This is a genomic window from Streptomyces sp. NPDC015345 (genome assembly GCF_043078805.1).
Classification (GTDB): Bacteria; Actinomycetota; Actinomycetes; order Streptomycetales; family Streptomycetaceae; genus Streptomyces.
This window is the reverse complement of record NZ_JBIBTX010000002.1, coordinates 987467-1012955: the sequence shown is the minus strand read 5'-3', so window position 1 is coordinate 1012955 and position 25489 is coordinate 987467. Positions and strand designations below refer to the sequence as shown.

General features: G+C 71.4%; 22 protein-coding genes and 1 pseudogene. 15 read left to right on the top strand and 8 right to left on the bottom strand.

Going from position 1 to position 25489, the window contains the following annotated elements:
- Nucleotides 1–33 precede the first annotated feature (33 nt).
- Complete coding sequence (locus ACF062_RS10750) at nt 34–636, top strand: hypothetical protein (protein ID WP_392137728.1); 603 nt, start codon at nt 34–36, stop codon at nt 634–636.
- Between the two features lie 102 nt (nt 637–738).
- Here ACF062_RS10750 and ACF062_RS10745 read toward each other — a convergent pair.
- Nucleotides 739–1002, bottom strand: a pseudogene (locus tag ACF062_RS10745) (transcriptional repressor); the annotation flags it as partial.
- Between the two features lie 62 nt (nt 1003–1064).
- Nucleotides 1065–1985 (bottom strand): kinase, encoded by a 921-nt coding sequence (locus tag ACF062_RS10740; protein ID WP_392137390.1) that lies wholly within the window; start codon nt 1983–1985, stop codon nt 1065–1067.
- 261 nt (nt 1986–2246) lie between these two features.
- Between ACF062_RS10740 and ACF062_RS10735 the strand changes: the two genes are divergently transcribed.
- Genes ACF062_RS10735 through ACF062_RS10710 form a run of 6 tightly spaced genes read left to right on the top strand, consistent with a single transcriptional unit; the run spans nt 2247 to nt 8334 of the window.
- Entirely contained in the window at nt 2247–3236 is a 990-nt protein-coding gene (locus ACF062_RS10735; RefSeq protein ID WP_392137389.1) for a pyridoxal-phosphate dependent enzyme, read from the top strand.
- Between the two features lie 59 nt (nt 3237–3295).
- On the top strand, nt 3296–4135 hold the full coding sequence (locus tag ACF062_RS10730) for a Rossmann-like domain-containing protein (RefSeq protein WP_392137388.1): 840 nt from the start codon (nt 3296–3298) through the stop codon (nt 4133–4135).
- Nucleotides 4132–5421: an MFS transporter gene (locus ACF062_RS10725; protein ID WP_392137387.1), complete on the top strand. Its 1290-nt coding sequence runs from the start codon at nt 4132–4134 to the stop codon at nt 5419–5421. The genes ACF062_RS10730 and ACF062_RS10725 overlap by 4 nt, the downstream gene beginning before the upstream one ends.
- A complete protein-coding gene (locus ACF062_RS10720; protein WP_392137386.1) occupies nt 5418–6515 on the top strand; it encodes a FecCD family ABC transporter permease in 1098 nt (365 codons plus the stop codon). Before ACF062_RS10725 ends, ACF062_RS10720 begins: the two co-directional genes overlap by 4 nt.
- Before the next feature lies 1 nt (nt 6516).
- A complete protein-coding gene (locus ACF062_RS10715) occupies nt 6517–7290 on the top strand; it encodes an ABC transporter ATP-binding protein (protein ID WP_392137385.1) in 774 nt (257 codons plus the stop codon).
- A gap of 48 nt (nt 7291–7338) precedes the next feature.
- Nucleotides 7339–8334, top strand: coding sequence for an ABC transporter substrate-binding protein (locus ACF062_RS10710; protein ID WP_392137384.1), 996 nt, complete (start codon nt 7339–7341; stop codon nt 8332–8334).
- 19 nt (nt 8335–8353) lie between these two features.
- Here ACF062_RS10710 and ACF062_RS10705 read toward each other — a convergent pair whose 3' ends face one another.
- Nucleotides 8354–9214 (bottom strand): SMP-30/gluconolactonase/LRE family protein, encoded by an 861-nt coding sequence (locus tag ACF062_RS10705; RefSeq protein WP_392137383.1) that lies wholly within the window; start codon nt 9212–9214, stop codon nt 8354–8356.
- Nucleotides 9211–9981, bottom strand: coding sequence for an IclR family transcriptional regulator (locus tag ACF062_RS10700; RefSeq protein WP_392137382.1), 771 nt, complete (start codon nt 9979–9981; stop codon nt 9211–9213). Before ACF062_RS10700 ends, ACF062_RS10705 begins: the two co-directional genes overlap by 4 nt.
- A 245-nt stretch (nt 9982–10226) precedes the next feature.
- Between ACF062_RS10700 and ACF062_RS10695 the strand changes: the two genes are divergently transcribed.
- From ACF062_RS10695 to ACF062_RS10665, 7 genes are all read left to right on the top strand, one after another.
- The gene (locus ACF062_RS10695; RefSeq protein ID WP_356581332.1) at nt 10227–11393 is read left to right on the top strand and encodes a mandelate racemase/muconate lactonizing enzyme family protein; all 1167 of its coding nucleotides are present in this window, start codon (nt 10227–10229) and stop codon (nt 11391–11393) included.
- Nucleotides 11390–12403, top strand: coding sequence for a zinc-binding dehydrogenase (locus tag ACF062_RS10690; RefSeq protein WP_392137381.1), 1014 nt, complete (start codon nt 11390–11392; stop codon nt 12401–12403). Before ACF062_RS10695 ends, ACF062_RS10690 begins: the two co-directional genes overlap by 4 nt.
- A 151-nt stretch (nt 12404–12554) precedes the next feature.
- Entirely contained in the window at nt 12555–13523 is a 969-nt protein-coding gene (locus ACF062_RS10685; protein WP_392137380.1) for a hypothetical protein, read from the top strand.
- Nucleotides 13524–13526: 3 nt separating this feature from the next.
- Nucleotides 13527–14636: a multiple monosaccharide ABC transporter substrate-binding protein gene (gene chvE / locus ACF062_RS10680; RefSeq protein ID WP_392137379.1), complete on the top strand. Its 1110-nt coding sequence runs from the start codon at nt 13527–13529 to the stop codon at nt 14634–14636.
- 17 nt (nt 14637–14653) lie between these two features.
- Entirely contained in the window at nt 14654–16216 is a 1563-nt protein-coding gene (gene mmsA, locus ACF062_RS10675) for a multiple monosaccharide ABC transporter ATP-binding protein (protein WP_392137710.1), read from the top strand.
- Nucleotides 16217–16224: 8 nt separating this feature from the next.
- A complete protein-coding gene (gene mmsB / locus ACF062_RS10670) occupies nt 16225–17457 on the top strand; it encodes a multiple monosaccharide ABC transporter permease (RefSeq protein WP_392137378.1) in 1233 nt (410 codons plus the stop codon).
- Nucleotides 17458–17494: 37 nt separating this feature from the next.
- Nucleotides 17495–18664, top strand: a complete 1170-nt coding sequence (locus ACF062_RS10665; protein ID WP_392137377.1) for an aldose epimerase family protein — start codon at nt 17495–17497, stop codon at nt 18662–18664.
- A gap of 165 nt (nt 18665–18829) precedes the next feature.
- Here the strand turns inward: ACF062_RS10665 and ACF062_RS10660 are convergent, their stop codons facing one another.
- From ACF062_RS10660 to ACF062_RS10650, 3 genes are all read right to left on the bottom strand, one after another.
- On the bottom strand, nt 18830–20104 hold the full coding sequence (locus tag ACF062_RS10660; RefSeq protein ID WP_392137376.1) for an alginate lyase family protein: 1275 nt from the start codon (nt 20102–20104) through the stop codon (nt 18830–18832).
- Between the two features lie 146 nt (nt 20105–20250).
- On the bottom strand, nt 20251–21366 hold the full coding sequence (locus ACF062_RS10655; RefSeq protein WP_392137375.1) for a family 43 glycosylhydrolase: 1116 nt from the start codon (nt 21364–21366) through the stop codon (nt 20251–20253).
- A complete protein-coding gene (locus tag ACF062_RS10650; RefSeq protein WP_392137374.1) occupies nt 21363–22727 on the bottom strand; it encodes an MFS transporter in 1365 nt (454 codons plus the stop codon). Before ACF062_RS10650 ends, ACF062_RS10655 begins: the two co-directional genes overlap by 4 nt.
- Before the next feature lie 242 nt (nt 22728–22969).
- On the opposite strand from ACF062_RS10650, the gene ACF062_RS10645 reads away from it, so the two are divergent.
- Nucleotides 22970–24214 (top strand): D-arabinono-1,4-lactone oxidase, encoded by a 1245-nt coding sequence (locus ACF062_RS10645; RefSeq protein WP_392137373.1) that lies wholly within the window; start codon nt 22970–22972, stop codon nt 24212–24214.
- A gap of 25 nt (nt 24215–24239) precedes the next feature.
- On the opposite strand, the gene ACF062_RS10640 is transcribed toward ACF062_RS10645, so the two are convergent.
- Nucleotides 24240–25481, bottom strand: a complete 1242-nt coding sequence (locus ACF062_RS10640; RefSeq protein WP_392137372.1) for an MDR family MFS transporter — start codon at nt 25479–25481, stop codon at nt 24240–24242.
- Nucleotides 25482–25489 lie beyond the last annotated feature (8 nt).

Sequence of the window (25489 nt, the reverse complement as noted above, 5' to 3'; positions counted from 1 at the left end):
CACGTGTTGTCACCCCGACCAGAGGAGAACCGCATGCGTGCCGTGCATCACCTGCGAGCCGCCGCCGTGACGGCGACCGCAGTCCTGACCCTGTTCGCCACGGGCACCACCAGCCAGGCCGGACCGCAGACGGCCGGCGCCCCGTCAGCCGCCGTCGCCGCCCCCCGGGCCACCCTCAAGTGCTCCCTGCGGACCGGCCCCGGTCAGCGCATCACCTTCAGCCCCGCCGTCACCAGCACCCCTCGCAAGATCTCGGCCCGTGGCAGCGCGAATCTGGACAACTGCACTTCTCCCAACGGCCGCCAGCCCCGCATCAGCTCCGGCCGGCTCACCATGAAGGGCAGTGCGCGGGCCAGTTGCTCGCGTGCCAGGTCGATCAAGGGCAAGGCCACGGTAACCTGGTACTCCGGCCCCCACCGCACCGGTCGGATTCTCGGACGTTCCACACTCCGCCCGGCCCCGCACGGCACGCGCGGATACACCGCGGCCGACTCCTTCCTCAACGGAACCGTCGCCTCCGGCCGCATGGCCAACCGCTCCTTCTCCGGCACGGCGGTGCCCACCAACAACGTGCGCCGCTGCTACAGCAGGGGTGTCAGCTACATCGAGGGTCGGGGCAGCCTCACCATCCGCTGACCCACACCCGGGAGGACGGCGGCACCGCCCGCAGACTCCGGTGAGTTCGAGGGTGTGTTCCAGTTCCGCGAAGTCCGTGCTCTCGGTGAGGCGTTCCGCCCACGTCTCGACCTCGCGTGCGTCGACCGGCTGGCTGCGGCCGCAGCTGCGGCAGATGAGGTAGTGGCGGTGCTCGCCGGTGGGGCGCCGGAGGTAGAGCCGCTCGCCGGACTCGTCCCGTACGACGTCGACGAGGCCGGCGCGGTCGAGGTCCCGCAGCGCGCGGTAGACGGTGGTGAGTCCGACCGTGCTGCCGAGTCCGGCGAGCAGGGCGTGCAGTTCCTGGGCGGAGACGAACTCCCGGCAGCGGCCGAGGGTTTCGAGCACGGCGGCGCGCTGCGGTGTCCTGCGTACGCCGGTCGCCGCGCGCCCGCCCGCCGACCCGCCCGTCACGGCACGCCCTCCCCCGCCGTCACCGCCGCGCGCGAGGCGCCCCGGAAGCTCAGCGTCCGGTAGACCGAGACGGCGCCCGCCAGCTCCGCGCACGCCTGCGAGGCCGCCGTCACACGGCGCGTGTACGCGGGATCGGTGGCGTCGAGCAGGACGCCGAGGGTCGTGCCGCTGTGCCCGACCGCCACGCCGAGGCCGCCGACCTCACGGCAGACGGCCCGCATCGGCTCCAACAGCCGTTTGTGCCGCAGGCCTTGGTTCATCAGGGCGCTGCAGGTGGCGACGCGGCCGACCTCCGCGAGGTCCCGGGCGCGCACGGCGTCGGTGAGCCGCGCGAGCAGGGCGGCGTACGCGTGCCGGTCCGCCGCGGTGAACGGCTTGGGGATGCGGTTGAAGTCCACGGTGTCGACCGAGCCGCCCTCGTCGACGCCGACCACGGCCATGGCGGGCAGCGACCCAAGGACCGCGCGCAGCCGCACGCTGCGATGGTGGAAGGCGACGATCGCGGGGTAGAGCACGCCGTCGGTGGGTTCGATGCGGGACAGGAGCCGTTCGATACGGACGGGCGGCATGGGGACGCCGAGGGCCCGGCCGACCGCCCGCGCGGTCGCGACGAGGTCGGCGGAGGAGCTGGCGAGCCCCTTGCCCTCGGGGATCACGCTGCTGACGGTGAGGGTCCCGCCACACGCGGACCGCGCGCCTCGTGGCGCCAAGTCGGCGATCATCCGCGCCAGTTGGAGCGCCTTCGTCTTGCGCGGCGGCCAGACCTCCAGCTCGCCGGAGTCGGACTCCTGCCGGTAGGTGGCCATGCTCCAGCGGGCGACGGGCAGCGTCACGAGGAAGTCGCCGTCCTCCTCGGGCAGCACGCCCTGGAGGAGCTCACCGAAGGTGCCGAAGGCGGTGCCCACACCGGTGGCCACCCCCGGCCCGACCCCTCCCGGACGCACCCCCTGTCGCGGCGGGCGAGCCCTGGCTCCGGGCTCCTGGGACAGCTTCACGCGGCTCCTCTCGACACGGCGGGGCACAGCACGGCGCACCGCCTCTCATGGACACACCGCCCCTCGGGACGCACCGCCCTCAGGGACAGTGTGACGACCTTACCCGGTCTTGACAATCATTTTCATCTAGTGTGATGCTCTCGGCGTCTTCCGCTCCGACGTCCCAACGGGGGGATCCACGCCATGCACCCACACATCGCCGAAGCGGTGAAGAAACCCGATCTCATATCCCTGGAACCGGACCTCGCCTGCCTTCGGTTCGAGACCATGAAGATCTACTCGGCTCTCGGAGCCGTCCGCCATCTGCTCGAAACGGGAGCCGTCCGACCCGGCGACACCCTCATCGACAGCTCCAGCGGCATCTACGCGCAGGCCCTGGCACTGGCCTGTCACCGCTACGGCATGAAGTGCCACATCGTCGGCTCCACCACGGTGGACCGCTCGACCCGCGTCCAGCTGGAGATACTGGGCGCCACCCTGGAACAGGTCGCCCCCTCCAAAAACCTGCTCCTGGACCAGGAGTTGAGGGTGCGGCGCATCGCCGAGATCCTGGCCGCCAACCCCTCGTACCACTGGATGCGGCAGTACCACGACGCCATCCACTACTACGGCTACCGCGAGGTCGCCGAGTCGATCGACGCGGACATCCCGACGGGCCCCCTCGCCCTCGTCGGCGGCGTGGGGTCGGGTGCTTCCACCGGGGCCCTCGCCACGTATCTGCGCGAGGCCGGCCGTGACGTGGCGCTCATCGGCGTGCAGCCCTTCGGCAGTGTCACCTTCGGCTCCGAGCACGTCGCGGACCCGGACATGATCATCGCCGGGATCGGCAGCGCCATCGAGTTCCAGAACGTCCGGCACGACCTGTACGACCGCGTGCACTGGGTCAACTTCGACAGCGCCGTCTCCGGAGCCGTCGCCCTGCTGCGCACCAGCGGCATCTTCGCCGGGCTCTCCGCGGGCGCCGCGTATCTGAGCGCCCTGTGGGAGCGGCGCGGGGACGGCTCGCGCACCTACGTCTTCATCGCGGCCGACACGGGCCACCGCTACGTCGAGAGCGCCTACGCCCGGCACGAACAGGCCCTGGACATCGAGACGCTGAAGCCGCACGAGATCACCTCGCTCGACCAGCTGCGCCACCCCTGGTCCACCACGGCCTGGCCCGCCACCGCCTGACGTCCCGGCAGCGTGCCGCCGCCCCGCCTTCAACACCCCTGTAGACCAAGAGAGAAACCATGTCGCGTCCCATATCCCACACATCCGTCGCGGAGCTGACGGAGGCCGTCCTCGCGGGCGAGCTCGGCCCCGACCCGGCCGGCCTCACCGTCACCAGCGCGTTCTGGCTGTACAACACGACCCGCCTTGCCGGCGGTGATGTCACCTACCACAACCACTACTTGCTGCTTCGCGTCGGCGACTCCTTCGGCGCGTGCTCCTTCGAGGCGGGTGAACTCGCCCCGCAATTCTGCGAGAACGCCTCAGGCCACTGTCTGGACAAGCTGCTGCGCGACGAGTCCGCGCCGGTGCGGACCGCCGCACTCGACGCCTATCTGGCCCGGGTGCTCCCGCACCGGGACGCCGATGACGCCGAGCGCGTCATGCTGCCCACCGGCACGCCGGAGGTCCGCGCCGAGGCGCGCGACGCCGCCGTGGCGGGGCTGCTCGACATCGAGCCCGGCGCCAAGGTCGCCCTGATCGGCGTCGTCAACCCGCTGGTCGCGGCGATCCGGGAGCGGGGCGGCGTCTGCCTGCCCTGCGACCTGAACCTGCGGACGACCGCGTGGGGCGACCCCGTCACCGACGACATGACCGAGGTCCTCGCGCAGGCCGACGCGGTGGTCGCCACCGGCATGACGCTCAGCAACGGCACCTTCGACCTGATCCTGCGGCACTGCGTCGAGCACCGCGTCCCGCTGACCGTCTACGCCCAGAGCGGCAGCGCTGTCGCCCGCGCGTTCCTCGGCGCCGGAGTCACCGGCCTCAACGCCGAGCCGTTCACGTTCTCCCAGTTCAGCGCGGACGCCACGCCGATGTACCGCTACCGCGCCGCCCTCGCGGACGGAGCGGGTGCGTGAGCGTCGACGCCGTGAAGGGCCCCGCGACGGACAGGGCCGAGGAGCCGGTCCCGGGCGATCTGCGCATGGCCCGCACCCTGTGGCCGGTCCTGCTCGCCTCGGCGGTGGGCCTGCTGCCGTTCACCGTCTTCAGCACCTACCTCGTGCCGATCGCCGACGACGCGGACAGCAGCGTCGCCGCGATGGGCGGCCTGCGCGGACTCGGCGGCCTCGCCGCCCTGCTGGTGGGCACGGCCCTGGCCCCGCTGATCGACCGGGTGCCCAAGGAGTGGGCGGCGGCGGGCGCGCTGGTCGCCCTCGGGGCCTCTTCCGCGCTCGGCGCCAGCGGCGACTTCGTCCTGCTCGCCGTCTTCTGCCTTCTCATCGGCGCGAGTACGTCCGTCCTGAACCCGGCGCTGACGGCCGCCGCCGCCGACCGCTTCGGCACCGGCAAGGCCGCCGGGCGCGCGGCGACCCTCGTCACGGCCACGCAGTCGATGACCGCCATGCTCGCGGCGCCCGTCATCGCGCTGCCCGCGCTGTTCTGGGGCTGGCAGGGCGACCTGTTCGGCGTGACGGTGGTGTCGCTGCTGCTCGCCGTGGTCTTCGTGGCCCGCCGCAAGAAGGACACCTCCCCGCAGGACGCCCCCGACGCGCGACGCCTCGGCTACCTCGCCTCGTTCAAGGCCCTGGCGGCCGTCCGTGGTGCGGTGCCGCTGCTGCTCATCGGCTTTCTGCGCACCGCCGTGTTCATGGGCTACCTGTCGTACCTCGCGGCCTTCTACGAGGAGCGGTTCGACCTCGACGCCGGTCTCTTCGCGTTCGTGTGGACGCTCAGCGGCGCGTCGTTCTTCGTCAGCAACCTCCTCACCGGCCGGATCACCAACTCCGCCGCGCCGCGCGTCAGCACGGAACGCATGCTCGGCATCGGTCTGGTCGCCGCCCTCGTCTCCGTCGTGGGCTTCTACTTCACGCACTGGCTGCCGCTCGCCCTCGCCATGACCGCGCTGCACGCGGCGAGCCACGCGGTCGTCGCCGCGTGCGTGGTCAGCCTCATCGTGCGGCGCTGCGGTACGACGCTGCGCGGCTCGGCGCTGAGTCTCAACGCCGCGGGGCAGAGCCTCGGCGTGTTCGTCGGCGCGGCGCTCGGCGGCGCGGGCCTCGGCCTCGCCGGATACCCCGGCACCGCCGCCGTCTTCGGCGCCCTGGTCGTCGCGGCGCTCGGCGCGGCCGTCCTGGTGCGGCGCGGGTCCCCGAGCGACGACGAGGCCGAAGCTGAAGCCGAAACGGAGGCGGGAACAGCATGAGCACCGTCACGGAGGCGGCACCCGCGCGCCCCAGGGCCGCCGTGCGGGACCGGCTCGCCTCACCCGGCGCCCTGGTCCTGACCTGCGTCGCGCTCTTCTTCGTCCTGGTCGCGTCCGTCGTCGTGGCCATCGGGCTCGGCGCCGCCTTCGTGACGCCCGCCGAGACCGCCCGCTATCTGTGGGCGGCGCTCACGGGCGGGCGCATCGGCGCCGACGAGACGACGACGTACCAGATCATCTGGCAGATCCGCACGCCGCGTGTCCTGCTCGCCGCGCTGGTGGGCGCCGGGCTCAGCGCCGTCGGCGTCGCCATCCAGGCCATGGTGCGCAACGCCCTCGCCGACCCCTTCGTGCTCGGCGTCTCCTCCGGGGCGTCGGTGGGCGCCGTCGCGGTGACGGTCACCGGCGGCCTGGCCGCGCTCGGGGTGTACGCGGTGTCGGCGGGGGCGTTCATCGGCGCGCTCGTCGCGTCGTTCCTCGTGTACGTCGCCTCGTCAAGCGGGGGCGTCCTGTCACCGCTGCGTCTCGTCCTGACGGGTGTCGCCATGTCCCTGGGCTTCCAGGCCGTGATGAGCGTCATCATCTACTTCGCGCCGGACAGCGAGGCGACCGGCATGGTCCTGTACTGGACCATGGGCAGCTTCGGCGCCGCCAGTTGGGCCGCGCTGCCCGTCGTCGCCGCGGTCGTCCTGCTCGGCCTCGTCGTGCTGTACCGCCACGGCCGGGCCCTGGACGTGCTCGCGCTCGGCGACGAGACCGCGGCGAGCCTCGGCCTGAGCCCCGACCGGCACCGCAGGTCGCTGCTCGTCCTTGTCTCGCTGGTCACCGGCGTGATGGTGGCGGTGAGCGGCGCCATCAGCTTCGTGGGGCTCGTCATGCCGCACCTGGTGCGCATGGTGGTCGGCGCCGGGCACGCCCGGGTCCTCGCCGTGGCCCCGCTGGTCGGCGCCCTCTTCATGGTCTGGGTCGATCTGCTGTCCCGGACGGTGGTCGCGCCGCGCGAACTGCCGCTGGGTGTCATCACCGCGCTCGTCGGAGTGCCGGTGTTCATCGCGCTGATGCGCCGCAAGGGCTATGTGTTCGGGGGCCGTTGAGATGGACTTGCGAATCGAGGGGCTCGGCGTCGTCATCGACGGCAAGAGCCTGGTGCGGGACCTCTCGCTCGACGCGGGCAGCGGCGAGGTCGTCGGCCTCGTCGGCCCGAACGGCAGCGGCAAGTCGACCGCGCTGCGCTGCGTCTACCGCGCGCTGCGGCCGGCCACCGGGGCGGTGCGGGTGGGCGGTGACGACATCGCGGGACTGTCGATGCGGCGCAGCGCGCAGCTCGTCGCTGCGATGACGCAGGACGGCGCCGTCGAGCTCGACTTCACCGTCGAGGAGGTCGTCGCGCTCGGCCGCGCCCCGCACCAGCGGGGCAACCAGGCGCTCAGCGGGCGCGAACGGGAGCTGTGCGTACGCGCCATGGAGCGGCTGGACATCCGGCATCTGGCCAAGCGCGGCGTCCTGACGCTGTCCGGCGGGGAGCGCCAGCGCGTGCTGCTCGCCCGGGCGCTCGTCCAGGAGCCGCGGGTGCTCGTCCTCGACGAGCCGACCAATCACCTGGACGTGCGCCATCAGATCGAGGTCCTGTCGCATCTGCGGGGCGCCGGGCCGACCGTCCTCGTCGTGCTGCACGACCTCAACCTCGCGGCCGCCGCCTGCGACCGGCTCGGGGTCCTGTCCCAGGGGAGCCTGGTCGCGGCCGGGACGCCCGAGGAAGTCCTCACCGAGGAGCTGGTCGCCGATGTGTTCGGCGTGAAGGCCACCGTCGTACCGCATCCGCTGACGGGCGGCCCCCAGCTGCTCTACTCCCTCCACCCCGCCCTCTGACCACCCCGCCCCGCCCCACCCTTCGAATTCGAAAGGCACCACATACCCATGTCACACACCCGGTCCATCGCCCTGGGCTCCGCGCTCGCGGCCGCGCTGCTGCTGAGCGGCTGCGGCGCGGAGGTCGAGGCGGACGGCGACGCCAAGGCGTCCGAGAAGGTCACCGTCAAGCGGTGCGGCGAGCCCGTCTCCTACAAGGTGCCCGAGCGTGCCGTGGCCTACGAGGGAGGCAGCGCCGACAAGCTGTTCAGCCTCGGCCTGACGAAGCACGTCCACGGGTACGTGATGCCGCCCGCCAATCCGCCGGTGAGCGAGTCGCCCTGGGCGTCGGAGTACGCCAAGGTGAAGATGCTCAGCGACGACCTGCTCAACAAGGAGATCGTCGTCGAGGCCAAGTCCGACTTCGTCGTGGCGGGCTGGAACTCCGGCTTCAGCGACCAGCGCGGCATCACCCCGAAGATCCTGGACAAGCTCGGCGTCCAGAGCTTCATGCACACGGAGAGCTGCTTCAACTATCCCGGGTATCCGCAGAAGGTCACCCCGTTCAACGCGCTCTACAGCGACCTTGAGCGGCTCGGGAAGATCTTCCACGTCGAGAAGAAGGCCGGTCAGGTCGTCGGGGACCTGAAGAAGCGCGTGGCGGCCGTGAAGGAGAAGGCGCCCAAGGGTGATCCGGTGCCGGTCTTCCTCTACGACTCAGGGACCGACCAGCCCTTCACCGCGGGCAGCCAGGTCCCGCCGAACGACATCATCAAGACCGCGGGCGGCAAGAACGTCTTCGACGGGCTCGACGAGCGCTGGACGCAGGTGAACTGGGAGGCGGTCACCAAGGCCGAGCCCGAGGTCGTCATCATCTTCGACTACGGCGACCAGCCCGCGAAGAAGAAGATCGAGTTCCTGAAGAAGTCCCCGCACACGAAGGAGCTGCCCGCCGTCAAGAAGAACAACTTCTTCGTCCTCGACTACAACGAGGGCATCAGCGGGCCCCGCAACATCGACGGCCTGGAGAAGTTCGGGAAGTACCTGCGCGAGCTGAAGCGCTGACCCTCTTGCGGCCGGCCGGTCAGCCCGCGAAGGGCGTGCCCGGCAGCCCCTGGCCCGCGTCCGGCACCACGAGCACCGACCCCGCCAGCGGGTGCGGGCGCTCCTGGCCGGCGCGGGCCGTGGTGATGTAGAGGTCGCGCAGGCCGGGGCCGCCGAAGGCGCAGGCGGTGGGCCGGGGCACCGGGAGGGCGATGACGCGGTCGAGCCGTCCGTCGGGGGTGTAGCGGCGGACGGCTCCGCCGTTCCACAGGGCGATCCAGACGCAGCCGTCGGCGTCGACGGTGAGTCCGTCGGGGTCGCCCGCGCCGTCCTCGATCACCACGAACGGACGCCGGTTCCGCGCGTGCCGGCCGTCGAAGTCGAGGACGTCGACACGGCGCGTGGGGCTGTCGGCGTAGTACATGAGCCGCCCGTCGGGGCTCCAGCCCGTGCCGTTGCTGACGGCGACGTCGCCGAGGGACGCGGACTGCTCGGTGGCGGTGCCGTCGGGGTCGACGCGGGTGAGGCCGCCGCCACCCGGCGCCTCGTCGTAGCGCATGGTGCCCGCCCAGAGCGCGCCGTCGGGCGCGACGGCGGCGTCATTGCCCCGGCGGCCCGGCACGGGGTCGCGCACCAGCCAGGAGAAGGACGCGCCGCCGGGCCCGTACAGGCCGATCCCGTCGCGGAGGTTGACCACCAGGCCGCCGCCCGCCCGGGGCTTCGCGGCGCCGACGTGCTGTTCGGTGGCCATGACCGTACGGCGGCCGTCGCCGGGTGCGTACGTATGGACGCGTGCGGCGAGGATGTCGACCCAGATGAGGCGCTCGCCGGCCGCGTCCCAGGTGGGGCCCTCGCCGAGGAGGGCCTGCTCGCGCACCGCCACCTCGTACCCGCCGTTCATCGCCGGCCCCGGTGACCGAGGCGGACCGAGAGGTCACCGGCTCCCTTGGCGGCCAGCTCGGCCAGTTCCCGCTCGCGCTCCTCGCTCCAGCGGATCATCGGCACGGAGATGGACAGGGCGGCGACGACCCGTCCCGCGCTGTCGCGCACCGGCGCGGCCACGCAGCTGACGTCCGGGTTGGACTCCCGATGCTCGACCGCGACGCCCCGCTCCCGGATGTCCGCGAGCGCGGCGGCCAGCTCGTCGGGGTCGGTGATGCTGGCGGGGGTCATCGCCACGAACTCCCGCCCCTGGAGGCGGGATTCGAGCTCCGGCTGCGGCAGCGAGGCCAGCAGCATCTTGCCGACCGAGGTGCAGTGCGCCGGAAGCCGGCGGCCCGCCGCGGAGACCATGCGCACGGCGTGCGTGGAGTCGACCTTGGCGATGTAGATGACGTCGGTGTCCTCGAGAATGGCGACGTGGACGGTCTCGTCGCAGGTCTCGGCGACCTCGCGGGCCACCTGCTGCCCCTCGGCCGCGAGGTCGAGCTGCTCGGCGTAGCGGCTGCCGAGCTGGTAGGTGCGCACGCCGAGGCGGTAGCGGCCCGGCTGGTCCGGGATCTGCGCGAGGTACGAACGGGCCGCCAGGGTGGTGAGCAGTTCGTGCACGGTGGTGCGCGGCAGCTGAAGCCTGCGGGTCACCTCTGGCGCGGAGAACGTCCCGTCCCCTTCCAGGAACAGTTCGAGTATGTCCAGCGACCTTGTCACCGCGGGAACCAGTCGTCCCATGAGGCCTCCCACCCTGTGGCGTCCGAAACCTCGGCCGCTGATCGGTATGACGAACACAGGTTAGGCATGGTGCCGTTCGCGGCGCAATGGCCGCCGGGCCGCTTCGGGGCTCCGGCGGCTCGTCCTCACCACCCTCTCAAGACCGTTTCGCGCGAACCATTGACACGTTCCGGCCACCGTGAATACCGTCACGCCAACATTTCGAACGTGTGACGAAATACCGAACAAGTCAAGGGACAACTGCCTTGCGCATCACGGGAATCAGCACGCATGTGGTCGGAACCCCCTGGCGTAACCTCACTTACGTCCAGGTCCACACCGACGAAGGCCTGACCGGCATCGGCGAGACGCGCATGCTCGGCCACACCGACGCACTCATCGGATACCTCCGTGAGGCGGAGGCCAACCACATCAAGGGGTCGGACCCGTTCGCGGTCGAGGACCTCGTGCGCCGGATGAAGTACGGCGACTACGGCCGGGCCGGCGAGATCGTCATGTCGGGCATCGCGGTCATCGAGATGGCCTGCTGGGACATCAAGGGCAAGGCGCTCGGCGTCCCCGTGTGGCAGCTGCTCGGCGGCAAGGTCACCGACCGCGTCAAGGCGTACGCGAACGGCTGGTACACCACGGAGCGCACCCCGGAGGCGTACCACAAGGCGGCCCAGGGGGTCATGGAGCGCGGCTACCGCGCGCTGAAGATCGACCCCTTCGGCACCGGGCACTACGAGCTGGACCACGAACAGAGCCTGTACGCCGTGTCGTTGATCGAGGCCGTGCGGGACGCGATCGGCCCTGACGCCGAGCTGATGCTGGAGATGCACGGCCGCTTCTCGCCCGCCACGGCGGTCCGCCTCGCCCGCGACCTCGCGCCGTTCCGCCCTGCCTGGCTGGAGGAGCCGGTGCCGCCGGAGAATCTCAAGGCCCTGGAGAAGGTCGCCGCCAAGGTGGACATGCCGGTGGCCACCGGTGAGCGGATCCACGACCGGATCGAGTTCCGGGAGCTGTTCGAGAGCCAGGCCGTGGACATCATCCAGCCGGACGTCGGTCACATCGGCGGCATCTGGGAGACCCGCAAGCTCGCGGCGACCGCCGAGACGCACTACATGCTGGTCGCCCCGCACAACGTGGGCGGGCCCGTGCTGACCGCCGCCTCGCTCCAAGTCGGCTTCACCGCGCCGAACTTCAAGATCCTCGAACACTTCAACGACTTCGCCGACGCGGACATCAAGAAGGTCGTCAAGGGAGCGCCCCAGGTCGACCCGGAGACGGGCTGCTTCGAGCTGTCGCACGAGCCCGGCCTCGGCGTCGAGCTCGACACCGACGCGGCCGCCGAGTTCCCGCAGCAGCAGGCCCGGTTCGACCTGTGGGCCGAGGGCTGGGAGAAGCGTTCCCCCGGCGGGGCCAAGAAGTGAGCAGCCGCGCGATCGTCGTCGACCGGCCCGGCGAACACCGCCTCGTCACCGGTGACACGCCGCAGCCGGGCCCCGGCGAGGTTCTCGTGCGGGTGGCCGCCGCCGGGATCTGCATGAGCGACCGCGAGGTGTACGACGGCCACCGCGACGCCGCGTATGTGCGCTACCCCGTGACGCCGGGCCACGAGTGGTCCGGGACCGTGGCGGCGGTGGGCGCGGGCGTCGACCCCGCCCTCGTCGGCCGCGGGACCGTCGCGGAGGGGTTCCGGGCCTGCGGTGTCTGCGAGCGCTGCCGGTGCGGGGAGACCAGCCTGTGCACCGGCGGCTATGCCGAGACCGGGTTCACCGAGCCGGGCGCCTTCGCCGACCACCTCACCGTGCCCGCCCGGCTCCTGCACCCGCTGCGGGACGACGCCGACCTGCGCGCGGCCGCCCTGCTCGAGCCGTCCGCGGTGATCGCCGCCGCGGTGCGGGCGGGGCGTCCGGCGCCCGGTGAGCGCGTCGCGGTGGTCGGCGCGGGCACCCTCGGGCTGCTCGCGGTGCAGCTGCTCGCCGCGTCGAGCCCCGCCGAGCTGGCGGTGGTGGACCCGCGGGCGGCCCGCGGCGAGCAGGCACGGGACTTCGGGGCCACCGCGGCCCTCTCCCCCGACGAGGCCCGCTCGGCGCACGGCCGCTTCGACCTGGTCGTGGAGACGGCGGGCGCGCCGACCACCGCGGCCTCGTCGTGCCTGCTCGCCCGCCGGGGCGGCCGGGTCGTGCTCACCGGCATGTTCACGCCGGGGGCGGTCGGCATCGACCCGGTGCATCTGTCGCTGAGCCAGCTGGAGGTGCGCTCCGTCTTCGGCGCGTCCTCCTCGGCCTGGTCGGACGCCGTGCGGGCGTTCGGCCTCGGACTGCTCGACCCGGCGCCGCTGATCACGCACGAGTTCCCGCTGGAGCGGTTCGGCGAGGCCGTCGCGCTGGTCGGCGGCGGCGATCAGAAGACCGGGAAGGTGCTGCTGCGGCCCTGAGCCCGGCCGGGCCATGTCCCCGGCGGTCCTTCCCCCTGTACGTACGGCGGTACGGGCGCGCCTGACCGCCCCGTGCCGCCGTACACCCAACCGGGCGGCACAGCACGACGATCCACCCGAACCACATCGACACACCGATCATTGGAGTCCCGTGACCGCCCCGTCAGCAACCCGGCGCCCCGGCGCCGACGCCCTCGCCCGCATCGGTCATCCGGTGCCCGCCGCCGACCCGGCCGACGCCTCCCCCCACACGTTCCCCGACGGCGGCACGTGGCGCACCGAGATCCCCTCCGTCGAGGGTCCCGAGGCGCTCGCCGTCGTCCTCAAGGAGAGCGCGCGCCTGGACCTGCCCGTCCACCGGATCAGCCAGGGCAGCGGTGTCTGGATGCTCGGTGACGACGAGATCACCGAGATGGTGGAGTCCTGTGCCGAGCGCGACATCGAGCTGTGCCTGTTCACGGGGCCGCGCGGCACCTGGGACATCGGCGGCTCGACCCGCACCGACTCCGGCGGCGCGGGGCTGCGCGCCCGTGGCCACGACGCGCTCGCGGGCTGCGTCGAGGACGCCGTGCGCGCCACCGGGCTCGGCGTGAAGTGCCTGCTCGTCGCCGACGAGGGCGTGCTGTGGACGCTGCACAGACTCCGCGCCGCCGGGGTGCTCCCCGCCGACACCACCTTCAAGCTGTCCGCGCTGACCGGTCCGGTCAACCCGGCCTCGTACGCGGTGTACGAGCGTCTTGGCGCCGACTCCCTGAACGTGCCGTCCGATCTGACCCTCGCCCACCTCACGGAGATCCGCCGGGTCAGCCGGGCGCCGATGGACATGTACGTCGAGGCCCCCGACGACCTCGGCGGCTACGTACGGATGTACGAGGTCGCCGAGCTGATCCGGCGCGGCGCCCCGCTGTATGTGAAGTTCGGCCTCGCCAAGGCCACCGGCATCTACCCGTACGGCGCCCACCTGCGCGAGCACGCCCTCGCCACGGCCCGGGAGCGGGTCAGGCGCGGCCGTCTCGCCCTGGATCTGCTGGTCCGGCACGGCGCGGACGGCGGCATGTCGCCGCTCGGCTCGCGGCTGCCGGGCGAGCTGTGCCGTTTCCCCGTCCCGGAAGGGGACTGACCCATGCGCACCCGCACTCTCGGCATCGCCGTCACCACCGCGCTGCTCGCCGCCTCGCTGACCGCCTGCGGGCAGGAGGCCAAGGGCGGCAGCCGCTACAAGCCGGACGACGGCAAGGGCGGCACCATCGGTCTCGCCATGCCCACCAAGTCCTCCGAGCGGTGGATCGCCGACGGCAAGAACATGGCGGCGCAGTTCAAGAAGGCCGGTTACGACACCGACCTCCAGTACGGCGACGACAAGGTGGAGAACCAGGTCGCCCAGATCGAGAACATGATCACGAAGGGGCACCGGCTCCTGGTGGTCGCAGCGATCAACGGCTCGGCGCTCACCGACGTACTGAAGCGCGCGCACGAGGCGGGGATCCCCGTGATCTCGTACGACCGCCTCATCCTCGGCACGAAGAACGTCAACTACTACGCGTCGTTCGACAACGAACGCGTGGGGCGGCTCCAGGGCCAGTACCTGGTCGACAAGTTGAAGCTCGGCAAGCCCGACAAGGACGCCGACGACACGCGGTCCATCGAGCTGTTCGCGGGCGACCCGGACGACAACAACACCAAGTACTTCTGGAACGGCGCCATGAAGGTGCTGAAGCCGTACTTCGAGTCCGGTCAGCTCGTGGTGCGCAGCAAGCAGACGCGGCTGAACCAGGCCACGACGCTGAAGTGGGACGGCGGCACGGCACAGAAGCGCATGGACGACCTGATCAGCAAGAGCTACGGCGACAAGCGCGTCGACGCGGTGCTCTCGCCCTACGACGGGATCTCCATCGGCATCATCTCGGCGCTCAAGAGCGCGGGTTACGGCAGCAAGAGCCAGCCGCTGCCGGTCATCACCGGGCAGGACGCGGAGCTGGCGTCAGTGAAGTCGATCATCCGGGGCGAGCAGACGCAGACGGTGTTCAAGGACACGCGCAAGCTGGCCGCGCAGACGGTGAAGATGGGTGACGCGGTCCTCACGGACAAGAAGGTCCAGGTCAACAACACCACGGACTACGACAACGGGGAGAAGACCGTGCCGGCCTTCCTCCTGGAGCCGGTCAGCGTCGACAAGTCCAACACCAGACTCCTCGTGGACGAGGGGTACTTCACGGCGGGGCAGCTCAAGTGAGCGCGCCCATCCTGGAGATGCGGGGCATCACCAAGACGTTCCCCGGTGTCAAGGCGCTCTCCGGTGTGGACCTGACGGTGCGGCCGGGGGAGATCCACGCGATCTGCGGTGAGAACGGCGCGGGCAAGTCGACGCTGATGAAGGTCCTCAGCGGCGTGTATCCGCACGGCAGTTACGAGGGCGAGATCCTCTTCGAGGGCGAGCCGATGTCCTTCAAGGACATCCGCGCCAGCGAGCGCCATGGCATCGTGATCATCCATCAGGAACTGGCGCTCGTCCCCTATCTGTCGATCGCCGAGAACATCTTCCTCGGCAACGAACAGACCAGGCGTGGCTTCATCGACTGGAACGACACCCTGCGCCGGGCGAGCGCCCTGCTCAAGCGGGTCGGGCTGCGCGAGAAGCCGCAGACGCCGGTCTCCGACATCGGGGTGGGCAAGCAGCAGCTGGTGGAGATCGCCAAGGCGCTGTCGAAGGAGGTGAAGCTGCTGATCCTCGACGAGCCGACGGCCGCGCTCAACGACGAGGACAGCGCGAAGCTGCTCGACCTGATCGTGGAACTGCGCGAGCAGGGCATCTCCAGCATCATCATCTCGCACAAGCTCAACGAGATCCGGCAGATCACCGACGCCGTGACCATCCTGCGCGACGGCTGCTCCATCGAGTCGCTGACGGTCCGCCAGAGCCCGGACCATGAGCCGGAGTTGTCGGAGGACCGGATCATCCGGGGCATGGTCGGCCGCGACCTCGACCACCGCTTCCCCGAGCGCACGCCGTACGAGGGTGCCGACGCGGGCGAACTCGCCCTGGCGGTGGAGGGCTGGACGGTGCGCCATCCCGTCGACCACCAGCGCACGGTCGTCGACGACGTGTCGCTGACGGTGCGGCGCGGTGAGATCGTCGGCATCGCGGGCCTGATGGGCGCGGGCCGCACCGAACTCGCCATGTCCGTCTTCGGTCGCTCCTACGGGCAGTACGTCGCCGGGACCGTGGCGGTGAACGGCCGCCCGGTGGTCACCAAGACGGTTCCGGCCGCGGTCGACGCCGGCATCGCGTACGTCACCGAGGACCGCAAGCGCTACGGCCTGAACCTCATCGACAACATCAACCGCAATGTGTCGCTGGCCTCGCTGCCGGGCATGCGGCGGCGTGGCGGCATCGGCGGCTTCGTGGACGAACACCACGAGCGGCAGGTCTCCGAGCGCTACCGCGAGTCGATGAACATCAAGACCCCCACCGTCTTCGAGCAGGTGGGCCGGCTCTCCGGCGGCAATCAGCAGAAGGTCGTCCTGAGCAAGTGGATCCACGCCGACCCCGAGGTGCTGATCCTCGACGAGCCGACGCGCGGCATCGACGTGGGCGCCAAGTACGAGATCTACACCGTCATCGACCAGCTCGCCGCGCAGGGCAAGGCGGTCCTGTTCATCTCCTCGGAGCTGCCGGAGCTGCTCGGGATGTGCGACCGGATCTACACGATGGCCGAGGGCCGCCTGACCGGCGAGGTCACGCGCGCGGAGGCCACCCAGGAAGTCCTGATGCGCCATATGACCAAGACCAGAAGCACCGGAAGCAAGAGCTGAGGCCCGCCATGACCACCACGACCACGCCCCCACGGGACTCGTCCTCCGCGCCGCCGCCCGCCGTGCGGTCGGCCGGTGCGCTGCTGATCGAGAGCATGCGCTCCAACATGCGCCAGTACGGCATGCTGATCGCCCTGGCCTTCATCGTCGCCCTGTTCCAGATCTGGACCGACGGCACGCTGCTGCTGCCGAACAACGTCTCCAACCTGATCCAACAGAACGGCTACATCCTCATCCTGGCCATCGGCATGATGATCGTCATCATCGCGGGCCACATCGACCTGTCCGTCGGCTCGCTGGTCGCCTTCGTCGGCGCCATGTCGGCGGTGATGATGGTCAAACACGACATGCCGTGGGTGCTCGCCCTCGTCCTCTCGCTGCTGATCGGCGCGGTCGCGGGCGCCTGGCAGGGCTTCTTCATCGCCTACGTCGGCATCCCGTCGTTCATCGTGACGCTGGCCGGCATGCTGCTCTTCCGCGGTCTCACCCAGATCGTCCTGGAGGGGCAGTCGCTCGCCCCCTTCCCTGACGGCTTCCAGAACATCGCCAAGGGCTTCATCCCGGAGATGGGCCCGTACACGCAATACCACAATCCGACGCTGCTCCTCGGCCTCGCGACCATCGTCTTCCTGCTCTTCCGCGAGTGGCGGGACCGCAAGCGGCAGCTGGCGTTCGAGCTGGACGTCCTGCCCACCGGGCTGTGGGCGGCCAAGTGCGTGGCGATGACGGCGGCCGTGCTGGCGTTCACGCTCACCCTCGCCAGCTTCCACGGCGTGCCGGTCGTCATGCTCATCATGTGCGCGCTGCTCATCGGCCTCGGCTATGTCATGCGCAACGCCGTCGTGGGCCGTCATGTGTACGCGCTCGGCGGCAACAAGGCCGCCGCCAAGCTCTCCGGCGTCAAGGACAAACGCGTCACCTTCCTGGTCTTCGTCAACATGGGCGTCCTCGCGGCCCTCGCGGGCTGTGTGTACGCCGCCCGCCTCAACGCGGGCACCCCGCAGGCCGGTCTCAACTTCGAACTGGAGGCGATCGCGGCCTCGTTCATCGGCGGCGCCTCCATGAGCGGCGGCGTCGGCACGGTGATGGGCGCGGTCATCGGCGGCCTGGTGCTCGGCGTGCTCAACAACGGCATGTCCCTGGTCGGCATCGGCACGGACTACCAGCAGGTCATCAAGGGCCTGGTGCTGCTCGCCGCGGTCGGGTTCGACGTGTGGAACAAGCGCAAGGTCGGCCGGTGACAACACCGTCCCTCAACTCCTCGAACTGGAGCCGCACATGGAAACCAGCAGACGCATCGTCCTGGCCACCGCCGCCGCGGCGGGTCTCACCGCCGCCGTCGCCGGCACCTCGTACGCATCATCGGAAGGCGGCAGGTCCGTGCGCTTCGCCAAGCCCACCAAGGAGCTCTTCGGCACCCTCGCCGACGGCACGAAGGTCCACCGCTGGACGCTGGCGAACGGCGGCACGCGGCTGAAGGTCCTCTCCTACGGCGGCATCGTGCAGTCCCTCGAACTGCCGGACCGCCACGGCCGGTACCGCAACGTCTCCCTCGGGTACGACACGATCGAGGCGTACGCGGCGGGCACGACCTTCTTCGGCGCGCTGATCGGCCGCTACGGCAATCGCATCGCCCGCGGCCGCTTCACCCTGGACGGCAAGACCCACCAGCTCTCCGTGAACGACGGGGAGAACAGCCTGCACGGCGGCGCCAAGGGCTTCGACACCCGGGTGTGGGACGTGGAGCCGTTCACGGACTCCACCGGTGTCGGCCTGGTGCTGCGGTATGTGAGCGCCGACGGCGAGATGGGCTATCCGGGGACGCTGCGGGTGAAGGTGGCGTACACCCTCACGGCGCGCGGCGACTGGCGGATCGACTACGCGGCGAGGACCGACAAGGCCACCGTCGTGAACCTCACCAACCACACGTACTACAACCTGGCGGGTGAGGGCAGTGGTGGCGTCTACGACCACGAACTGTCCCTGGCGGCGGGAAGGTTCACGCCGACCGACGCCGGGCTGATCCCCACGGGAGAGCTGGCGAAGGTGGCGGGCACGCCGTTCGACTTCCGGCGGGCGAAGCCGGTCGGCGAGGACATACGTGTCGCGCACCCCCAGTTGGTGACCGCGAAGGGGTACGACCACAACTGGGTCCTCGACAAGGGGATCACGGACCGTCCGGAGCACTTCGCGACGCTGCGGGACCCGGAGTCGGGCCGCACGATGAAGATCGCCACGACGGAGCCGGGTGTGCAGTTCTACTCCGGCAACTTCCTGGACGGCACCCTGACCGGCCCCTCGGGCCGCACCTACCGTCAGGGCGACGGCCTGTGCCTGGAGACCCAGCACTTCCCGGACTCCCCGAACCAGCCGTCGTTCCCCTCGACGGTGCTGCGCCCCGGGGACACCTACCGGTCGAGCACGGTGCACAGCTTCTCGGCGCGCTGAACCGGGCGGCGGCTCGATGTTCCGTGGCACGGGTGCCGCGTCGGTGCCCGTGCCGCGGACGCGGCCGCGGCGGACGACGCCGTGTGCCGGGTCCGGCGGGCTCGACACGTCACGGACCAGGTCCGCGCGGCCACCCGGCCCGGTACCGCTCACTCGCCCGCTCCGCTACTTCGCGTACATGAGGGTGCCGAAGCCGAGCTGGTCGTAGCCGCCGCTGTTGGGGCCGTAGTCGCCGCCTCCGCCCTCGGGGCGGGACTTCTTTGCCATCGCCGTGATGTGGGGGACGGAGAGCCGCCTGCGGCGCGCGTAGTGGTAGTGGATGAGGTCCCACACGGGGCGGGCCTCGCCGCGGCTCACGTCGGAGATGACGGTGTGCTCGCGGTGGGCGCAGTTCGTGCCGGTCCCCCAGGTGTACTTGGTGAAGGGGACGCTCTGGCCGAGGTTGTACTTGGCGACGTACTGGGCGGCCTTCATGAACCGGTTGTCGTCGTAGCCGTACAGGTCGTCGCCCTGGTTCCAGGCCATCTCGCAGATCGCGCCCATCTGGCCCATGCCCATCATGGTGTGGCCCTGGTCGCGGCCCGACTCCTGCCACTGCGCGAGGGCGCCTCCCGGCGCGTCGTCGTACACGAACGGCACGGCCTTCTTGATGGAGCCGTTGCCCGCGCCGTTCTTGAAGTACTCCACGGCTTGGTCGTACTTGGCGGTGTCGTCGCAGAGGATGCCGATGGCCATGACCGAGGCCATGTTGCACAGGTCCCAGTTCGCCCAGTAGTTGGTGACGCAGGCGCCGTTGTGGTCCTTCAGGAACTGGTTGTTCAGCGGGTAGAAGACGTCGAGCATCATGGCCCGGAAGCGCCCCAGGTCGAATCCGGCGTAACCGCGCATCAGCTCGGCGGCGTTCGCGAACTGCCAGCCGTAGATCCCGGCGGCGAGGAAGCGGTCGGCGTTGCCCGTGACCGTCTTGAGCGTGGCCGACCAGGCGTTGAGGATGTCGCGGGCGGTGTCACCGTGGGCCGTGGCGCCGGTGATCTTCCAGCGCAGGGCGTTCTGGTAGGCGGCGTGGATGTCGTTGTAGAGGACGGTGTAGTTCTGTCCGGTGCCGCCGCGTACGACCGTCGCCTGGGGCCGTGGCCGCCGGCCGGCGGCGGAGTGGGGGTTGGCTGCCAGCCGCCCGTGGCCGGAGAGCCACGGCTCGGCCCTGGCGGCGACCCGCACCTTGGCACGGTTGAGGTCGCCCGCGGAGTGCAGCAGGCCGGGGTGGGCGAAGGCGCGCTCGGCGCCGGCCTTGGCCCCGGCGGTGCCGGTGGCGGCCGCGCCCGCCTCCTCGCCGGAGAACGCGGCGAACGCGCCGCCCGCACCGGCGGCGACGGCCAGGCCGCCGCCGATCCCGAGGAGGGTACGGCGGCTCATCGCGCGGTGCTTGTTGCCATGGCTCATGGGGGGGCTCCTGTTCGGTGGGGGGCGGAGACATTCAGGAGTCGTTCGAAGCGCTTGCGGATAACAGAAATCGTGCGGGGAGGTGGGGGAAGTCCGCGTGAGAGGGGTGCGCCCCCGCCCCTGGGGGCGGGGGCGGGGCGGGCCCGCTACCTCGGGCGTGCGAGGACGGGTACCGGCCCGTCCGCCACGGGGACGCCGAAGTCCGGGGTGCCGTCCGCCTTCCAGCCGAGGCGCTGGACGCGGGTGTGCCGGTTCGGGTCGTTCAGCGGGTCGCCGACGATGTCCTCGTACTGGCGGGCGTGGTAGACGAGGACGTCGGTGCGGCCGTCCTCGGCGACGGTGAAGGAGTTGTGGCCGGGGCCGTACTGCTTGGTCCTGTCGTTGCTGGTGAAGACCGGCCGCGGCGACTTGGTCCAGGACTTCGGGTCCATCAGGTCGCTGCCGGCCTCGGCGGTGAGCAGGCCCATGCAGTAATTGGCGTCGGTGGCGCTCGCCGAGTACGTCATGAAGACGCGTCCGTTGCGCTGGAGGAACGAGGCGCCCTCGTTCACCTTGAAGCCGACGCACTCCCAGTCGTACTCGGGTGTGGTGAGCCGGACCTGGGGGCCGGTCAGGGTCCAGGGGTTCGCCATCCTGGAGAGGAAGACGCCGGTGTTGTTGTCCATGCCGGGCTCGTGCTGCGCCCACGACAGGTAGCGCGATCCCTGGTACGTGAAGGTGGTGGCGTCGAGCGAGAAGGTGTCCCAGGCCGTGGTGAGCTGCCCCTTCTCCACCCAGGTGCCCTTGAACGGGTCGCGGTGGGAGTTCTCCAGGACCCACATGCGGATCTTCCACACGTCGTGGGCGGGCGCTGCGGCGAAGTAGATGTACCACTTGCCGTCGATGTGGTGGATCTCCGGCGCCCAGATGTGCGCGGCCATCTCACCGCTGGTGTGGCGCCGCCATACGACGGACTCCTCGGCGGTGGCGATACCGTGCAGGGTGCGGGAGCGGCGCAGGATGATGCGGTCGTACTCGGGGGCGGTGGCGGTGAAGTAGTAGCGGCCGTCGCGGTGGCGGTGGATGTGGGGGTCGGCGCGGTTCGGGACGAGAGGGTTGACGGGGCGGGCGGCCTTGGCCGCTGCGGGCGCGGCGGCCTTCGAGGGGGTGGCCGCCTGGGCGCTGCCCCGGGCCACGGTCAAGGTGCCCGCCGCCGCGGCCGTGGCGGCCAGGGAGCCCTTCAACAGCACTCTACGGCTCGGGAGTTCATGGCCGTTGTTCATGTGGTCTGCCTTTCCGGGGTGGTGGAGCTGGACGGATCTGCGGTCGTGCCGGGGCCGGGGCCGCCGCCGAGCGCGCGGCGCAGCAGCGGCACGGCGGCGAGAGCGATCAGGGCGACGGCGAGCAGGAACATGAGGCCGGTCAGCGCGCTGCCGGTCGAGTCGACGACGGCGGCGATGCCGAGGGGCCCGAAGCCGCCGCCGAGGTTGCCGACGGCATTGACGGCGGCGATGCCCGCGGCCGCCGCCGCGCCGGTGAGGAAGCGTGGGATGAGCGCCCAGAAGGCGGGCTGTGCGGCGTAACCGCCGACGGCGGCGGCGCACAGCCCGAGCATCTGGACGACGGGCGAGCCGAAGAGGGCGGCGGCGGTGAAACCGGCGACGGTCAGGCCGAGCATGGCCGCGATCCAGGTGTACGGGGTGTCGCGGCCCGCCACGAGCCGCGGTACGACGACGAGTCCGGCGGCGACACACACGTAGGGGATCGCGGAGACGAGGCCGACCTCGGTGGTCGTCAGCTCACCGAAGCCGTCGATGATGGTCGGCAGCCAGAACGAGAGCCCGTACGTGGACAGCGGGAACGCGAGGAAGAACAGCGCCGCCACGAGCACCCGCCGGTCGCGCAGGACGGCGAGGGTGCGGTGCGGCTGCTCCCCCGCCGCCGCGCGGTCGGCCGCGAGCGCCTCGACGAGGGCCCGCCGCTCCTCGGGGGCGAGCCAGCGCACGCGCCCGGGGCCGCTCGGCAGCAGCACCAGGACGAGCGGCGCGACGAGCACCGCGGGAACGCCGGTGACGAGGAACACCCACTGCCAGCCGTCGAGCCCCCACACGCCGTCGAGGTCCATCAGCAGGCCCATGAGCGGGTTGCCGAGGATGAAGGAGAGGGGCGCGGCGAGCATGAACGCCCCGATGGCGCGCCCGCGGGTGCTGCCCGGGAACCACTGGGAGAGGTAGTACAGGACCCCGGGGAAGAAGCCGGCCTCGGCCGCGCCGAGCGCGAACCTGGCGAGGTAGAACTGCCAGGTGGTGTGCGCGAGCATGGTCGCGACGGTCACCAGGCCCCAGGTGAACAGGATCCGAGCGATCCAGCGGTGGGCGCCCGCGCGGTGCAGCATGAGGTTGCTTGGCACCTCGAAGAGCGCGTAGGCGGTGAAGAAGAAGACCTGCCCCAGGGTGAACGCGGTAGCGCTGACGCCCAGTTCGGCCTGGAGCTCCAGTTTGGCGAAGCCGACGTTGGAGCGGTCGATGTAGGCGATCACATACAGCAGGCCGAGGAACGGCAGCAGCCGCCACGCGGTCTTGCGCAGGGCGGCGCTCAGGGCGGCGTCGCCGTCGGCTCCGTGGTCCAGGACTCCGCGGTCCATGCGTGCGCGCCCCTCCGGTGGTTCGGATGGTTCGTATCGTTCGGTATTTCGGACGACATCTGCTATGTCGAACGCCGAAACGGTAAGGGCACGTTACGAGGAGGTCAACGGGTCGGGACGGACTTCTGCGGGAGGCGCCGCCGCGCGTGACGGACGTGCCACCCTGTGGCTCCGACGAGGCCAGCGGCTCCGCTGGGCCTGCGGCTCCGTGAGGACAGCGCGACGAAAGGCGGACGGGACAGATGACCGTGACCAACTGGGCGGGAAACATCACGTTCTCGGCGGACGAGGTGCACCGCCCCGGCTCCACCGACGCCCTGCGCACGCTGATCGCGCGCAGCCGCCAGGTCCGGATCCTGGGCAGCGGGCACTCGTTCAACCGCATAGCCGACATCGATCCGGACGTGGAGGGGGCCGCGCTGGTCTCGCTCGCCGCGCTGCCGCCCTCCGTCGACATCGACACGGCGGCACGCACGGTCCGCGTGGCAGGCGGCGTACGCTACGCCGAGCTGGCGCACCGCCTCCACGCGCAAGGCCTCGCGCTGCCCAACATGGCGTCGCTGCCCCATATTTCGGTGGCGGGGTCGGTCGCCACCGGCACGCACGGTTCGGGCGACACGAACCCGCCGCTGTCCTCGCAGGTCCGCGCCGTCGACCTGGTCACGGCGGACGGCGACTCCCTCGCTCTCCGCCGCGGCGACGCCGGCTTCGACGGCGCCGTGGTCGCGCTCGGCGCCCTCGGCGCGGTCACCTCGCTCACGCTCGACGTGACGTCCGCCTTCGAGATGACCCAGCACGTCTTCACCGGACTGCCCCTGGCGGGACTGGACTTCGCGGCGGTGAGCGCGGCGGCGTACAGCGTGAGTCTCTTCACGGACTGGCGGGGGCCGCGCTTCACGCAGGTGTGGCTCAAGCAGCTGCGGGGCGCGCCGGTCGGCTTCCCCTGGGCCGCGCCCGCCACCGAGCCCGCGCATCCCGTGCCGGGCATGCCCGCCGGCCGCTGCACGCCCCAGTTCGGCGCGCCGGGGCCGTGGCACGAGCGGCTGCCGCACTTCCGCGCGCAGTTCACGCCGAGCAACGGCGACGAGCTCCAGTCGGAGTACCTGCTGCCGCGCGAGCACGCCGTGGCCGCCCTGGACGCGCTGGACGCGATCCGGACCACCATCGCGCCCGTCCTCCAGGTCTGCGAGGTCCGTACGGTGGCGGCGGACACCCAGTGGCTGAGTCCGGCGCACGGGCGGGACACGGTGGCCTTCCACTTCACCTGGAGCCCGGACACGGCGGCCGTGCTGCCCGTCGTCACCGCTGTCGAAGACGCCCTGGCGCCGTTCGCGCCCCGCCCGCACTGGGGCAAGGTCTTCGCCGTGTCGCCGAGCGAACTCCAGGCCCGCTACCCGCAGTTGAAGGACTTCGCGGAGCTGGCCGCCCGGCTGGACCCGGCGGGGACGTTCCGCAACGCGTTCGTGCGGGACGTACTGGGCGGGTGACGAGGCCCGCACCCGCCGCGTCGCGTCACTTGCGCGGCACCGCCGCGAGGCCCACCAGTGGCACCGCCGCGAGCACCAGCCACGGCAGCGCCCCGCCCCGCTCAAGGAGCGCGCCCACCGGCGCGCCGCCCGCCAGCACGACCACCCCCGACAGCGAGGACAGCGCGCCGGTGAAGAAGCCGAGCCTGCGGTCCTCCACCAGGTCGGGCAGCCAGGCGCGGGCGGCCGGGACCACCAGCAGCTGCCCCGCGGTGAGCAGCACGACGAACGTCAGCGCGGGAACGATGCCGCCCACCGGCAGCAGCACCCCCGCCCCGGCGAAGGCCGCGGCGATCAGCGCGAGGCCGCAGCGCAGCGCCGCCCGATGGGACAGCCGGACCGACACGGCGCGCGACAGCGGCAGTTGGGCCGCCACGACCAGGGCGGACGACAGGGCGAAGAGCCAGCCGAGGGCGGCCTGTGAGCCGAGGGCCCGGTCCAGCTCGGCGGGCAGGGCGAGGTAGAGCTGGTTGTACGCGAGGAGGTAGGTGCTGTAGGCGAGACAGAGGGCGAGGAAGGCGCGGTTGCGGACCAGTTGGCGTACGCCGCCCCGGAGCGAAGGGCTGGACGGGGCGGTGACGGTCGCGCCGGCCCGGGTGTCCGGCATCAGGCGCCAGTGTGCGGCGAGGATCACGGCGAACACCGCCGCGCCCGCGAGGCACGCGGCGCGGAAACCGCCCGCGAGGAGCGCCGCGCCGATGACGGGGCCGAGCAGGGCGCCGGCCTGGCCGCCCGCGGAGAACAGGCCGAGCACGCGGGTGCGTTCGACGCCGGTCGCCTCTTCGTGGCGTACCGCCTGGCGGGCGATCTCGGTCTCGACGGCGGGCGAGAACAGCGCCGCCGCGAACCCGACGAGCAGCACCGCGCCGATCACCGACCAGGTGGCTTCGGCGAAGGCCAGCCAGCCGAAGCCGGCGACGCGCAGGACGCAGCCGGCGAGGACGACGGGACGCGGCCCGTAGCGGTCGGTGAGCGCGCCGCCGACGACGAAGAGCCCCTGCTGGCTGAAGGTGCGCAGGCCGAGGACGAGGCCGACGAGCCAGCCCGCGAGGCCGAGGGCGCCGCTGAGGTGGTCGGCTAGGTAGGGCAGGACCGCGAAGAAGCCGATGTTGAAGGCGCATTGGGTGACGACGAGGAGCTTGGGGAGGGCGGGCAGCGTCCGCAGGAGGCGGACACGGGCGCGTGCGCGGGGACGGCGTGGGCGTTCGGAGGTGGCAGCAGCAGACATGCGGGGCG

What these genes read in the sequence shown, in the direction of transcription:
- ACF062_RS10715 (WP_392137385.1), top strand. Translation starts at nt 6,517, where the DNA reads ATGGACTTGCGAATCGAGGGGCTCGGCGTCGTCATCGACGGCAAGAGC.
- mmsB (WP_392137378.1), top strand. Translation starts at nt 16,225, where the DNA reads ATGACCACCACGACCACGCCCCCACGGGACTCGTCCTCCGCGCCGCCG.
- ACF062_RS10650 (WP_392137374.1), bottom strand. Translation starts at nt 22,727, where the DNA reads ATGGACCGCGGAGTCCTGGACCACGGAGCCGACGGCGACGCCGCCCTG.
- chvE (WP_392137379.1), top strand. Translation starts at nt 13,527, where the DNA reads ATGCGCACCCGCACTCTCGGCATCGCCGTCACCACCGCGCTGCTCGCC.
- ACF062_RS10750 (WP_392137728.1), top strand. Translation starts at nt 34, where the DNA reads ATGCGTGCCGTGCATCACCTGCGAGCCGCCGCCGTGACGGCGACCGCA.
- ACF062_RS10700 (WP_392137382.1), bottom strand. Translation starts at nt 9,981, where the DNA reads ATGGGACGACTGGTTCCCGCGGTGACAAGGTCGCTGGACATACTCGAA.
- ACF062_RS10735 (WP_392137389.1), top strand. Translation starts at nt 2,247, where the DNA reads ATGCACCCACACATCGCCGAAGCGGTGAAGAAACCCGATCTCATATCC.
- mmsA (WP_392137710.1), top strand. Translation starts at nt 14,654, where the DNA reads ATGCGGGGCATCACCAAGACGTTCCCCGGTGTCAAGGCGCTCTCCGGT.
- ACF062_RS10665 (WP_392137377.1), top strand. Translation starts at nt 17,495, where the DNA reads ATGGAAACCAGCAGACGCATCGTCCTGGCCACCGCCGCCGCGGCGGGT.
- ACF062_RS10710 (WP_392137384.1), top strand. Translation starts at nt 7,339, where the DNA reads ATGTCACACACCCGGTCCATCGCCCTGGGCTCCGCGCTCGCGGCCGCG.
- ACF062_RS10720 (WP_392137386.1), top strand. Translation starts at nt 5,418, where the DNA reads ATGAGCACCGTCACGGAGGCGGCACCCGCGCGCCCCAGGGCCGCCGTG.
- ACF062_RS10640 (WP_392137372.1), bottom strand. Translation starts at nt 25,481, where the DNA reads ATGTCTGCTGCTGCCACCTCCGAACGCCCACGCCGTCCCCGCGCACGC.
- ACF062_RS10660 (WP_392137376.1), bottom strand. Translation starts at nt 20,104, where the DNA reads ATGAGCCATGGCAACAAGCACCGCGCGATGAGCCGCCGTACCCTCCTC.
- ACF062_RS10645 (WP_392137373.1), top strand. Translation starts at nt 22,970, where the DNA reads ATGACCGTGACCAACTGGGCGGGAAACATCACGTTCTCGGCGGACGAG.
- ACF062_RS10655 (WP_392137375.1), bottom strand. Translation starts at nt 21,366, where the DNA reads ATGAACAACGGCCATGAACTCCCGAGCCGTAGAGTGCTGTTGAAGGGC.
- ACF062_RS10705 (WP_392137383.1), bottom strand. Translation starts at nt 9,214, where the DNA reads ATGAACGGCGGGTACGAGGTGGCGGTGCGCGAGCAGGCCCTCCTCGGC.
- ACF062_RS10730 (WP_392137388.1), top strand. Translation starts at nt 3,296, where the DNA reads ATGTCGCGTCCCATATCCCACACATCCGTCGCGGAGCTGACGGAGGCC.